This is a genomic window from Streptomyces sp. NPDC059957 (genome assembly GCF_042730015.1).
GTDB lineage: Bacteria > Actinomycetota > Actinomycetes > Streptomycetales > Streptomycetaceae > Streptomyces.
In genome coordinates this window covers 47,515-58,719 of the sequence record NZ_JBHWMB010000059.1, presented here as the reverse complement: position 1 = coordinate 58,719, position 11,205 = coordinate 47,515, and the positions used below count along the sequence as shown (strand labels likewise).

12 protein-coding genes are annotated in these 11,205 nt (G+C 72.5%); 9 read left to right on the top strand and 3 right to left on the bottom strand.

The window, feature by feature from the left end; genetic code table 11:
* The first annotated feature begins 178 nt into the window (after nucleotides 1–178).
* From ACFWBW_RS31080 to ACFWBW_RS31070, 3 genes are read left to right on the top strand one after another with little or no spacing between them, the layout of a single operon-like run.
* Nucleotides 179–1,327: a Rieske 2Fe-2S domain-containing protein gene (locus ACFWBW_RS31080; RefSeq protein WP_385379456.1), complete on the top strand. Its 1,149-nt coding sequence runs from the start codon at nucleotides 179–181 to the stop codon at nucleotides 1,325–1,327.
* The gene (locus tag ACFWBW_RS31075; protein ID WP_385379453.1) at nucleotides 1,327–1,557 is read left to right on the top strand and encodes a hypothetical protein; all 231 of its coding nucleotides are present in this window, start codon (nucleotides 1,327–1,329) and stop codon (nucleotides 1,555–1,557) included. Before ACFWBW_RS31080 ends, ACFWBW_RS31075 begins: the two co-directional genes overlap by 1 nt.
* Entirely contained in the window at nucleotides 1,550–2,662 is a 1,113-nt protein-coding gene (locus ACFWBW_RS31070) for a 2Fe-2S iron-sulfur cluster-binding protein (protein WP_385379450.1), read from the top strand. Before ACFWBW_RS31075 ends, ACFWBW_RS31070 begins: the two co-directional genes overlap by 8 nt.
* 115 nt (nucleotides 2,663–2,777) lie before the next feature.
* Here ACFWBW_RS31070 and ACFWBW_RS31065 read toward each other — a convergent pair whose 3' ends face one another.
* On the bottom strand, nucleotides 2,778–3,659 hold the full coding sequence (locus tag ACFWBW_RS31065; RefSeq protein WP_385379447.1) for an IclR family transcriptional regulator: 882 nt from the start codon (nucleotides 3,657–3,659) through the stop codon (nucleotides 2,778–2,780).
* 266 nt (nucleotides 3,660–3,925) lie between these two features.
* Between ACFWBW_RS31065 and hsaA the strand changes: the two genes are divergently transcribed.
* The 5 genes from hsaA to ACFWBW_RS31040 are packed head-to-tail and all read left to right on the top strand — an operon-like array spanning nucleotide 3,926 to nucleotide 9,093.
* On the top strand, nucleotides 3,926–5,095 hold the full coding sequence (hsaA, locus tag ACFWBW_RS31060; RefSeq protein ID WP_385379444.1) for a 3-hydroxy-9,10-secoandrosta-1,3,5(10)-triene-9,17-dione monooxygenase oxygenase subunit: 1,170 nt from the start codon (nucleotides 3,926–3,928) through the stop codon (nucleotides 5,093–5,095).
* Nucleotides 5,092–5,952 carry a 4,5:9,10-diseco-3-hydroxy-5,9,17-trioxoandrosta-1(10),2-diene-4-oate hydrolase gene (hsaD, locus tag ACFWBW_RS31055; RefSeq protein ID WP_385379441.1) on the top strand — a complete coding sequence of 287 codons (861 nt, stop codon included), beginning with the start codon at nucleotides 5,092–5,094 and terminating at the stop codon, nucleotides 5,950–5,952. Before hsaA ends, hsaD begins: the two co-directional genes overlap by 4 nt.
* A 20-nt stretch (nucleotides 5,953–5,972) precedes the next feature.
* A complete protein-coding gene (locus ACFWBW_RS31050; protein ID WP_385379438.1) occupies nucleotides 5,973–6,878 on the top strand; it encodes a VOC family protein in 906 nt (301 codons plus the stop codon).
* Nucleotides 6,866–7,429 carry a flavin reductase family protein gene (locus tag ACFWBW_RS31045; RefSeq protein WP_385379435.1) on the top strand — a complete coding sequence of 188 codons (564 nt, stop codon included), beginning with the start codon at nucleotides 6,866–6,868 and terminating at the stop codon, nucleotides 7,427–7,429. Before ACFWBW_RS31050 ends, ACFWBW_RS31045 begins: the two co-directional genes overlap by 13 nt.
* On the top strand, nucleotides 7,426–9,093 hold the full coding sequence (locus ACFWBW_RS31040; protein ID WP_385379432.1) for an FAD-dependent oxidoreductase: 1,668 nt from the start codon (nucleotides 7,426–7,428) through the stop codon (nucleotides 9,091–9,093). Before ACFWBW_RS31045 ends, ACFWBW_RS31040 begins: the two co-directional genes overlap by 4 nt.
* An 18-nt stretch (nucleotides 9,094–9,111) precedes the next feature.
* Here ACFWBW_RS31040 and ACFWBW_RS31035 read toward each other — a convergent pair whose 3' ends face one another.
* Nucleotides 9,112–9,774 (bottom strand): HAD family acid phosphatase, encoded by a 663-nt coding sequence (locus ACFWBW_RS31035; RefSeq protein WP_385379430.1) that lies wholly within the window; start codon nucleotides 9,772–9,774, stop codon nucleotides 9,112–9,114.
* 222 nt (nucleotides 9,775–9,996) lie between these two features.
* On the opposite strand from ACFWBW_RS31035, the gene ACFWBW_RS31030 reads away from it, so the two are divergent.
* Nucleotides 9,997–10,203, top strand: coding sequence for a hypothetical protein (locus ACFWBW_RS31030; RefSeq protein WP_385379427.1), 207 nt, complete (start codon nucleotides 9,997–9,999; stop codon nucleotides 10,201–10,203).
* A gap of 90 nt (nucleotides 10,204–10,293) precedes the next feature.
* Here ACFWBW_RS31030 and ACFWBW_RS31025 read toward each other — a convergent pair whose 3' ends face one another.
* Nucleotides 10,294–11,187 carry a hypothetical protein gene (locus ACFWBW_RS31025; RefSeq protein ID WP_385379424.1) on the bottom strand — a complete coding sequence of 298 codons (894 nt, stop codon included), beginning with the start codon at nucleotides 11,185–11,187 and terminating at the stop codon, nucleotides 10,294–10,296.
* Between the last annotated feature and the right edge of the window lie 18 nt (nucleotides 11,188–11,205).

Below are 11,205 nucleotides of genomic sequence, written 5' to 3'. Positions count from 1 at the left end.
GGCTCGTACTGGACGTACTTCCGTGGTCCGACAACGCGGCGAGGTGCCGTGCCGGGCGCCGTGACCCGGTGAACCTTTCCGGCCACAGCACTAGCGGCACCGGCACACCGTCGTACCCCGCACCCCGTCGCACCCCATCGCGCCGCAACACGCCCACAACGAAGTGGAGGGCCACCCCATGGCCGAAACGACCGCAGTCGACGAAGCGCCCCGCGTCATCGAAGCCGCCGCCGTACCCGCGAGGTTCGCCCGCGGCTGGCACTGCCTCGGCCTCGCCGCCGCCTTCAAGGACGGCGCCCCCCACGAGATCGAGGCCTTCGGCACGAAACTCGTCGTCTTCCAGGGCGCCGAGAGCGGCGAGCTCAGCGTCCTGAACGCCTACTGCCCCCACATGGGCGGCAACCTCGCCCACGGCACCGTCAAGGGCGACGCCGTCGCCTGCCCCTTCCACGACTGGCGCTGGTCCGCAGACGGCCGCTGCGCCGGCATCCCCTACGCCCGCCGCGTCCCGCCCCGCGCCAGGACCCGCGCCTGGACCAGCCTGGAACAGAACGGCCAGCTCTACGTCTGGCACGACCCGGAGGGCAATCCGCCGCCGCCCGAGGTCACGATCCCCGTCATCGAGGGCGTCGGCCACCCCGAGTGGAGCGACTGGAGCTGGAACTTCCTGCGCGTCGAGAACTCCAACTGCCGGGAGATCGTCGACAACGTCGTCGACATGGCGCACTTCTACTACGTGCACTACGCCTTCCCGCACTACTTCAAGAACGTCTTCGACGGCCACGTCGCCACCCAGTACATGGAGTCCACCCCGCGCGGCGACGTGGACCTCGGGACCCTCTCCACCGGCGGCGGACTGCGCTCGGACGCCTCGTACCACGGCCCCTCCTACATGATCGACAAGCTGTGGAGCGACATCGGCGGCGGCGTCGAACTCGAATCGGTCCTCATCAACTGCCATTACCCGATCGACGAGAACAGCTTCATGCTCATGTACGGGACCATCGTCAAGAAGCTCCCCGGCATGACCGACGAACAGGCCGCCGAAGCCGCCCGCCTCACCTCCGAGGGCCTCGCCGTCGGCTTCGAGCAGGACGTCGAGATCTGGAAGAACAAGACCCGCATCGACAACCCCCTCCTCACCGAGGAGGACGGCCCCGTCTACCAGCTCCGCCGCTGGTACGAGCAGTTCTACGTGGACGCCGCCGACGTCAAGGACGAGATGGTCCGCCGCTTCGAGTTCGAGATCGACACCGCCCGCGCCACCGCCGCCTGGAAGGCCGAGGTCGCCGAGAACCTGGCCCGCCGCGCGGCCGGGACCCCGTGATGACCCCCGTGGTGTGCGGGGAGTGCGGCACGCAGGTGTTGTGCGAGAAGTTCAGCCCCGCCCACACCCAGGTCCAGTGGACCGAGGAGGCGGCCGCAGCGTGCCCGCGCATCGCCGCCCGGACCGGGGCTGGCCGCCCCAGCGGCCGCGTCCGCTCCTGCGAGGCCCTGCGCGCGGGCATCGAGGCCGCCGTCCTGGCGGGCCGCCTGGAGGTGCCGGCCGATGTCTGACACCGACGGCCGTACGAAGTCCCGCGCCGCGGGGGTCCGGAGCCCGGCCCCGGCTGCCGCCCGGGGCGGAGCCGGCGGCAGGCTGCTGGTCCGCGTCACGGACCGGATCCAGGAGACCCCCGAGGCGGTCTCCCTCGTACTCGACGCGGAACTCCCGTACAGCCCGGGACAGTTCCTCACGGTCCGGGTTCCCTCGTCGAGCGGGACGGGCGGCGAGGCCCGCTGCTACTCCCTGGCCGGCTCCCCGCACGCCGGGGACCCGCTGCGCATCACCGTCAAACGGGTCCCCGGCGGCCTCGGCTCCGGCTGGCTGTGCCAGGACGTGGGCATCGGCGACGAGCTGGAGATCCTGCCCCCCGCGGGCACCTTCACCCCGCCCGACCTGGACCGGGACCTGCTGCTGGTGGCGGGCGGCAGCGGGATCACCCCGGTGCTGTCGGTCGCGAAGTCGGCGCTCCTGGCCGGCCGGGGCCACGTCGCCCTGGTGTACGCCAACCGCGACCCCGGCTCGGTGATCTTCCGCGACGAACTGTGGGGGCTCGCCGAGGAACACCCCGGGCGGCTCACCGTCGTGCACTGGCTGGAGACCCTCCAGGGACTGCCGACCGCCCCGCAGCTCGGCCCGCTCGTGGCCCCGTACGCGAGCCGCGAGACCTATCTGTGCGGGCCCGCTCCGCTGATGGACGCGGCGGAGACGGCGGTGCGGGCCTCGGGCGGCCGGGGCCGGGCGATCCACCGGGAGCGGTACTTCTCCCTGAGCGGGGACGTCTTCGCCCCGGCGCCCCCCGGACCGGCTTCCGCTGTTGCCGCGGCCGGGGCCGGGGCGGGCGGCGTCACCGCCGAGGTGGAGTTCGAGGGGGCCGTGCACACCGTGGAGTGGCCCCTCGGGACCCCGCTGCTCGACGTCCTGCTCGCCGCAGGCGTCTGCGCTCCGTACTCCTGCCGCGAAGGCGCGTGCAGTGCCTGCTGCTGCCGGGTGCTGGAGGGTGAGGTCAAGATGGTCCGCAACGAGGTCCTGGCCCCCGAGGACCTCGCCGACGGCTATGTCCTGGCCTGCCAGGCCCTGCCGCTCGGCGACCGCGTCCGCATCAGCTACGACGGCTGAACGGCCCCGCAGGACGGGGTCGGAGAGCGGCCCCGCCGGACGACTGCGGGCCCGGCCCCCTGGCGAGGGGTCGGGCCCGTAATCATTCACTCGTGCGTTGGGGTACCACTACCCACTACATCCACTCGCTGAACCGCAGCCACCCCATCATGTTGTCCATCGCCTGAGCCGAGACCGCCGGCTCCAGGTCCCGCGCCGGCGCTGCCGCGGCCCGCCCCGGCCGGCCCGGCCCGTACAGCTCCCGCCACACCGACCGCGCGCAGGCCAGTACCGCCGGCGCGAGGCGGGCCGTCTCCCGGTCGCCCCGGCAGGAGGACACCGACACGGCGGCCACGGCCCGCCCGGCACCCCGCAGCGGCGCGGCCACGCAGGAGATGCCCCGGAAGCTCTCCTCCCGGTCGTACGCCACCCCGCGCTCGCGGACCGCCGCCAGCTCCGAACGCAGCGCGAGGGGCCGGATCAGGGTGCGCGCGGTGCGCGGGCGCAGCCCCTGCGCGAGGACGTGTTCCACCGCGGCGGGATCGCTGAACGCGAGGATCGCCTTGCCGGCGGCCGTGCAGTACGCCGGCATCCGGCCGCCGACCCGCGAGGGCACCGTGGTGGCCTCCGAACCGCCGATCCGCTCCAGGCACACCACCTCGGCCCCGTCGAGCACCGACAGGTGGACCACTCGGCCCGTCTGCTCGTGCAGCGCGTGCAGCAGCGGCAGCGCGGCCCGGCGCAGCCGGTTGTGGTGGGAGGCGAGCGCGCCCAGCTCCAGCATGCGCATGCCCATGCGGTAGTCCCGGCCCTCCCGGTCCAGCCAGCGCAACTGCACCAGCTGGTCGAGGATCCGGTGGGCGGAAGAACGTGGGATTCCGGAGCGGCGCACGACCTCGGTGAGCGACAGCCGCGGCTGGGGACCCTCGAAGGAGCCCAGCACCTTCGCGGCCTTCTCCAGCAGCGAAAGCGGTGCGAGCTCGGTCTCCACGACCTGCTCCATGAACTGGTCAAGCACGAGAAAACCCCCTGCGTGAGGCGTTGGGGCGACCCTGCCACGCGTCCCCGGCCGGAGGGAAGCACTCGGAGGGGTGTATTTCATTCAGTAATACTTCAAGTAGTCGTTTCGAGGAGTTCCGAGGAGTCTCGAGGATTTCCGAGGAGCTTCCCGCTCAGCGGGAACAGCTCGTTCCACGCCCGGCGCCACCCGGCGTACGTTCCTCGCCATCGAACCGGAAACCGATCCCGAACACCCGAAGATCCTTGATCTGAGAAGGGGACACCATGAGTGACGAAGAGGTCCTCGCAGCGGTCCGCGCCCTCGCCCCCGCCCTCCGCGAGCGCAGCGCAGAGGCCGAAAGCTTGCGCAAAGTCCCCGAGGCGAGCATCAAGGAACTCGCCGCCACCGGCTTCTTCCGGCTGCTCCAGCCCAAGGCCCACGGCGGGTACGCCGCCGACCCCGCCGTCTTCTACGCCGCCGTCAAGGACATAGCCAAGGCCTGCGGCTCCACCGGCTGGGTCGCCTCCGTCGTCGGCGTCCACCCCTGGCACGTCGCCCTCTACGACCCCCGCGCCCAGGAAGAGGTCTGGGGCCAGGACCGCGACACGCGGATCTGCTCCTCCTACGCCCCCACCGGCAAGGTCACCCCCGTCGACGGAGGCTTCACCCTCAGCGGCCGCTGGCACTTCTCCTCCGGCTGCGACCACGCCGACTGGGCCCTGCTCGGCGGACTCGTCACCGACGCCGAAGGCCGCCCCGTCGACATGCGGACCTTCCTGATCCCGCGCTCCCAGTACCGGATCGACGAGGTCTGGGACACCGTCGGCCTGCGCGGCTCCGGCTCCAACGACATCGTCGTCCGGGAGGTGTTCGTCCCCGAACACCGCGCGCTGAGCTTCGGCCCCGTCACCGCACTCCAGGTACCCGGCCACCGCCTCAACCCCGAGCCGCTCTACCGGCTCCCCTACGCCTCCGTCTTCACCACCACCATCTCCACCCCCATCGTCGGCATCGCCGAAGGCGCCTACGAGGACTACGTCGCCGCAACCCGCGAACGCTTCCGCATCTCGTACGGCCAGCAGGTCGCCGAAGACCCCTTCGCCCAGGTCCGCATCGCCCGCGCCGCGAGCGACATCGACGCCTCCTGGCTCCAGCTCCGGCGCAACATCTCCGAGCTCTACGCCCTCGCCGAGCGCGGCGAGGAACTCCCCACGCCGCTGCGCACCCGGGCCCGACGCGACCAGGTCCTGGCCACCGAGCGCTGCGTCGCCGCCGTCGACCTCCTCATGGAGAACGCGGGCGGCAGCGCCATGCGCACCGGCCCCAACCCCGTCCAGCGCGCCTGGCGCGACGTCCACACCGGCCGCGGCCACGCCGCCAACGACCCGGAGCGGGCCCTGGTCCTGTTCGGGCAGGGCGCGCTCGGCCTCGACATCCAGGACACAATGCTGTGAGCGCGCAGGTACTCACGTACGAGAACACCTCCCGGACCGCCAAGGCCGGCGCCCTGAACCTGCATTACCACGAGGCAGGCCCCCAAGACGCACCCGTCGTGATCATGCTGCACGGCGGCGGGCCCGGCGCCTCCGGCTGGTCCAACTTCGGCGGCAACCTGCCCCACTTCGCGACACGCTTCCGCACCCTGCTCGTCGACCAGCCCTGCTACGGCCGCTCCGACAAGCCGGAACCCGACCGCGACTACTTCGGCTTCAGTGCGAACGCCGTCCTCGCCCTCATGGGCGAACTCGGCATCGAGCGGGCGCACTTCATCGGCAACTCCCTCGGCGGAGGCACCGCCACCCGGCTCGTCCTGGACCACCCCGAACGGGTCGACAAGCTCCTGCTCATGGGCCCCGGCGGGATCTCGCTGAACCTCTTCTCCGCCGACCCCACCGAAGGCATCAAGCGGCTCTTCGAGTTCAGCCTCGCGCCCGAACCCACCCGCGAGCAGATGCGGACCTTCCTCACCACCCTCGCCCACGACCCGGCGATCGTCACCGACGCCCTCGTCGAGGAGCGCTACGCCCAGGCCACCGACCCCGAAGCCAGGCTCGGCAACGCCCGTATGGGCGCCTCCTTCGCCAAGTGGCCCGAGGCCGCGATGCTCTGGCGCGAAGCCCACCGCATCAGCCGCCCCGTCCTGCTGACCTGGGGCCGCGAGGACCGCGTCAACCCGGTCGACGGCGCCTTCCTCGCGCTGAAGACCATCCCCGACGCCCGCCTGCACGTCTTCCCGCACTGCGGGCACTGGGCGCAGACCGAGGCCGCCGACGAGTTCAACCGCCTCGCCACCGACTTCTTCCTCCACTGAACCCACCGAGGAGTTCCCGCATGGACATCCGCGCACTCGGCTACCTCCGCATCGAGACCGCCGACCTCGCCGCCTGGCGTACCTACGTCCTCGACATCCTCGGCATGGCCGAAGCCGCCGGCACCACGGACACCCGGCTCAACATCCGCATCGACGACCGCACCCACCGCTTCCAGTTCGTCGCCGGCGCCCAGGACCGCCTCCTCGCCGCCGGCTTCGAGGTCGGACACGCCCGCGCCCTCGAAGACGCCGCAGCCGAACTGGAGGCCGCCGGACACCCCGTCAAGCAGGGCGACGCCGAGACCCTCGCCGACCGCCGCGTCCAGGGACTGATCCACTGCGAGGACCCCAGCGGCAACCCCCTGGAGATCTACTGGGGCCAGGCCCAGGACCACACCCCGCTCGCGGCCCGGTACGGCAACCGCTTCGTCACCGGCGGCCGCGAGGGCGGCCTCGGCCTCGGCCACGTCGTCCTGCCCGCCGCCGACACCGAGGCCACCCTCGACTTCTACGAGAACCTCCTCGGCTTCCAGCTGCGCGACTCGATGCGGCTGCCCCCGGTCGCCGTCCCCACCGGCAAGCCCGGCCAGGACTTCCACTGGATGCACTTCCTCAGCCCCAACCGCCGCCACCACAGCCTCGGGCTCTACCCCGGCGCGCTGCCGCCCGGCATCGTCCACTTCATGGTCGAGCTGGAGACCCTCGACGACGTCGGCTACTGCCTCGACCGCATGAACAAGGCGGGCATCCCCATCGCCTCCACCCTCGGCCGGCACTCCAACGACCACATGGTCTCCTTCTACGCCCAGGCCCCCGGCGGCTTCCAGGTCGAGTACGGCTGGGACGGCCTGCTCGTCGACCCCGCCACCTGGACCGCGAAGGAGATCACCGCGGACAGCTTCTGGGGCCACCAGTGGAACGGCTGACCGCCACCCCGGCCGGCGCGGTCGACCGCGGAGCGCCGGTGGACCGCGGAGCCCCGGTGGACCGCGGAGCCCCGGTGGACCCGGCCCTGTTCCGCGAGGTCCTCGGCGCCTTCGCCTCCGGCATCACCGTCGTCGCGGCCGTCGCGGACGACGGCCGCCCGGCCGGGCTGGCCTGCCAGTCCTTCGCCTCCCTCTCCCTCGACCCGCCGCTGGTCCTGCTCTGCGTCGGCAAGGGCTCCTCCAGCTGGCCCAAGGTCCGGGCCGCCGGCCGCTTCGGAGTCAGCATCCTCGCCGAGGAGCAGCGCGCCGTGTGCGAGGCACTCGGCCGCCGCGGCGAGGACAAGTTCGCCGGCGTCGACTGGGAACGCTCCGCCCACGGAGCCGTCCGCGTGAGGGGCGCCCTCGCCACCGTCGACTGCGCCCTCGAAGAGGTCCACGAGGCGGGCGACCACTACCTCGTCACCGCCCGCGTCCTCGAACTGAACGCCCGGGACGGCGGATCACCCCTCCTCTACTACCGCAGCGACTATGCCACCGGAGCCTTCGGATGACCGCCGAGCACCTCACCGAGTACGCCTACGACGTGGTGGTCGTCGGCTCCGGCGCCGCCGGATTCGCCGCCGCCGTCACCGCCCGACTGCGGGGCCTGAGCGTCCTCGTCGTGGAGAAGACCGACCGCTACGGGGGTTCCACCGCCCTGTCCGGCGGCGCGATCTGGGTCCCCGGCAACTTCCACCTCGACCGCGCCGGCCTCGCCGACACCCGTGAGAAGGCCCGCGCCTACCTCGACGCCACCGTCGGCGACCGGGTCCCGGCCGCCCGCAAGGACGCGTACCTCACCCACGGGCCGCGCATGGTCAGGGAGTTCCACGACCGTACCGAGATCCGCTTCATGTACACCCCCGGCTACTCGGACTACTTCCCCGAAGCCCAGGGCGGCATGGCGCAGGGCCGCTCCATCGAGCCGTGCATCGTCGACTTCAAACGGCTCGGGGAGCTCGGTGCCTCCATGCGCCGGGCCGGACTGCCCACGTACGGGCTGACCATGACCTCGTACGACTTCCGCTTCCTGAACATGGTCAGCCGGACCTGGGCGGGCAAGAAGACCTCCGTCAAGGTGGGCCTGCGCGCGGCCAAGGCCCTGGCCACCCGCCGCACACTGCTCTCCCTCGGCGAGGCGCTCATCGCCCGCATGCGGCTCTCCCTGGACGCGCTCGGCGGCGAACTGTGGCTGTCGGCGCCCCTGACGGGCCTGGTCACGGACCCGGCCGGCCGGGTGACGGGCGTACGGATCCTGCGCGCCGGGCGGGAGGTGACCGTAGCGGCGCGGGGCGGGGTGGTCTTGGCCTCGGGCGGGTTCTCGCACGACCAGGCCCTGCGCGAGAAGCACCTTCCGGCGCCCACGTCCACGGTCTGGACGCACGCCTCGGAGGGCCAGACCGGCGACGCCCTGAAGCTCGGTGAGGAACTGGGGGCCGCCACCGATCTGCTCGACAAGGTCTGGGGCGCGCCGTCGGTGTGCCCGCCGGGGGAGAAGCCCTTCTTCCTCGTCGCCGACCGGGCAATCCCCGGGATGGTCATCGTCAACGAGGCGGGGGAGCGCTACGCCAACGAGGCCCTGCCGTACCACGCGTTCGTGGACCGGATGTACGCCGCCGACCGGCCCGACGCCAGGACGGTGCCGTCCTGGCTGATCCTGGACGCCCGCTCCAAGGCCCGGTACATCTTCGCCGGACTCTTCCCCGGACAGCCCTTCCCCAAGAAGTGGCTGGAGAGCGGCTTCCTGAAGAAGGCCGACACCGTGGAGGAACTGGCCCGGCAGATCTCCGCCCCCGGCCTGCCCGCCGCGATCAGCCGCTTCAACTCCTTCGCCGAGGTGGGCACCGACAAGGACCACGGGCGGGGCGAGAGCGTCTACGACCGCTACTACGGCGACCCGACGCTGCCCAACCCGAACCTGGCGCCGATCGACAAGGGCCCCTTCTACGCGGTCCCCGTGCACCCGGGGGACATCGGCACCAAAGGCGGCCTCGTCACGGACACCGACGGCCGGGTGCTGCGCGAGGACTCCACACCGATCCCGGGGCTCTACGCCTGCGGCAACTGCTCGGCGGCGGTGATGGGGGAGACCTACCCCGGACCGGGCGCGACGATCGGCCCCGCCATGGCCTTCGGCTGGGCCGCCGTCAACGCGATCGCCGCCGGGCTGGAGTAGGCCGCGGCCCGGCCCGGGCTAGGAGAGCTTGCCGCCGTAGTCCGGAAGCTTGACGGTGCGCTCGGCGTGGCCGCCGACCAGGTCGCTCTGGTTGTTGCCGATGTTGGCGATGATCGTGTAGCCGCGCGCCTCGATCTCCGCCCGCTTGGCCGTCTTGTAGGCGCTGACCTCGCCGAACAGAGCGGGCAGGTCGCGGACGTAGAGGCCCGAGACCGGGTAGCCGACCGCCTTGAGGTTGCGCTCCGTGAGGGAGTAGATGATGCCCGGGCGGGCGGTGACGAAGAAGATGGCGACCCCGCGGTCGTTCGCGTACCGGGTCAGGTCGCGGACCTGGGCGATCGCGGGGGTCGGGAACGTCCAGAACCAGTGGAAGTCCGTCTCCAGCGACGAGTTGTCGATGTCGAGGACGATCGCCGGCTTCTCGCCGGCCGGCGAGGCGGCGATGCGCTGCTCGATCCCGGGGCGGGCCGCGCCGATGACGGCGGACACGTCGCGCTGCCAGGTGGCGTAGTCGATGCCCAGGATCGCCGCGTTGCCGCCGGGCGCGGAGGCGGTGACGGCGCTGACGGCCGAGGGGGCCGAGGGGGCCGAGGGGGCCGCCTGGGCGGAGGCGGCGGGAACCAGGGCCAGTACGGCTGCTGCTACGGCCACAGCGGCGGCAGTGGTACGGGTGCTGCGCATGGGGGACGCTCCTCGATCACGTGTTGGCATGTACGTGACCAGGCTGGGGATCGTCCGCCCCCATGTCTACTGGCTGGTAAGTAACTTTTCGTGGCCGCCCGGTGAACCTCCGTCATGCACCGCCCCAGGTGTCGCGGTCCGGCACCGCGCGGCGCGGGAGAGGTCCGCGGGTCGGCGGCGGAGGGAGGTGTTCCAGCCTTGGGGGCCGGGCAGAGCGCCCGTATGAGTGAAGGTGTCATCGCCCTGATCGTCGTGTCCGGGACCATCGTCGCCTGGGCCGCGATCTACTTCGCGGCCCACCGCTCGACCTATGGCGGCAGCCACTCGACGTTCACCCGCAGGAGCAGCGGCGACAGCGGGGGCGGTGACGCGGGCTGCGGCGGGGGAGCCGGTTGCGGCGGCGACTCCGGGGGCTGCGGCGGCGACTGACCGCTCGGGCGTCGCACTCCGTACCGGGCGGGGCGGCGACCGGCCGCTCGGGCGTCGCACTCCACACCGCACAGGGCGGCGACCGGCCGCTCAGGTGTCGCACTCCAGCACCGCGCGGCACAGCCCGCAGCGGGCCCGGACCCGTCCGCCGTACGCCGGCAGTCGCAGCCGCTGTCCGCACACCGGGCACGGGAATCTCACCCGCAGGCCGCCCGCGTGCTCATCGAAGCCGTACGGGGCCCCGGGCGGGGCGGCCCCGCTCCGGCGGGCCGCCGCGTACCGGAGGCGCTCCGGCCGGCCCGCGGCCGCGAGGGGGGCCCGGCGCAGGTCCCGGTCGGCCAGGGCGCGGCCGCGCACGTACGCCTCGTAGGCCTGTGGACTGGTGAACCACGCGGAGAGGTCCTCGCCGCCGAGGAACCGGCCGCGTCGGGCGAGGACGTAGCCGAACTCCTCCGGGGTGAGGTAGCCGAGCTTCTGGTGGCTCAGCTCGTCCTCCCGGTAGGCGTCGAGCAGCAGCCAGCCGGCGCCGAGGTAGGCGGCCGCGGTGTCGGTGAGGATCTCGTTGCCCAGGGTCGTGGGGAAGCGCAGGTCCAGGCGGTGCAGCAGCACGTGCGTGACCTCGTGGGCGAGGGCGGCCGCCAGATCGCGGCGGTGGACGCGGAAGCGGTCGTTGACCTCGACGAAGTACTCGGGCCCGGCGGCCAGTTCCACGGTCGCCGCCTCCTCCATCGCCCGGAAGCCCACGATCAGGCGCGCGTCGGGCAGCCGCAGTGCGCGGACCACCGCCGAAGCCACCCGGTGGGCGCCGAGGTGCAGGTCCTCGGCGGCGGGGAAGGCCGCGTCGGCGGGCGCGAAGGCGGTGTCGTAGGCGCGGATCCCGTCGGCCGACAGCCGCCGGAACAGCGCGGTGACCGCCGCGCGGACCGTCTCCAGGTGAGGAAATCCGTGCTCGATCGGGCTGCTCCGCCGACCGATGTGCGTCATCGGGCACCTCCGGCCGGA

What these genes read in the sequence shown, in the direction of transcription:
- ACFWBW_RS31030 (WP_385379427.1), top strand. Translation starts at nt 9,997, where the DNA reads ATGAGTGAAGGTGTCATCGCCCTGATCGTCGTGTCCGGGACCATCGTC.
- ACFWBW_RS31050 (WP_385379438.1), top strand. Translation starts at nt 5,973, where the DNA reads ATGGACATCCGCGCACTCGGCTACCTCCGCATCGAGACCGCCGACCTC.
- ACFWBW_RS31025 (WP_385379424.1), bottom strand. Translation starts at nt 11,187, where the DNA reads ATGACGCACATCGGTCGGCGGAGCAGCCCGATCGAGCACGGATTTCCT.
- ACFWBW_RS31075 (WP_385379453.1), top strand. Translation starts at nt 1,327, where the DNA reads ATGACCCCCGTGGTGTGCGGGGAGTGCGGCACGCAGGTGTTGTGCGAG.
- ACFWBW_RS31070 (WP_385379450.1), top strand. Translation starts at nt 1,550, where the DNA reads ATGTCTGACACCGACGGCCGTACGAAGTCCCGCGCCGCGGGGGTCCGG.
- ACFWBW_RS31080 (WP_385379456.1), top strand. Translation starts at nt 179, where the DNA reads ATGGCCGAAACGACCGCAGTCGACGAAGCGCCCCGCGTCATCGAAGCC.
- ACFWBW_RS31035 (WP_385379430.1), bottom strand. Translation starts at nt 9,774, where the DNA reads ATGCGCAGCACCCGTACCACTGCCGCCGCTGTGGCCGTAGCAGCAGCC.
- hsaA (WP_385379444.1), top strand. Translation starts at nt 3,926, where the DNA reads ATGAGTGACGAAGAGGTCCTCGCAGCGGTCCGCGCCCTCGCCCCCGCC.
- ACFWBW_RS31040 (WP_385379432.1), top strand. Translation starts at nt 7,426, where the DNA reads ATGACCGCCGAGCACCTCACCGAGTACGCCTACGACGTGGTGGTCGTC.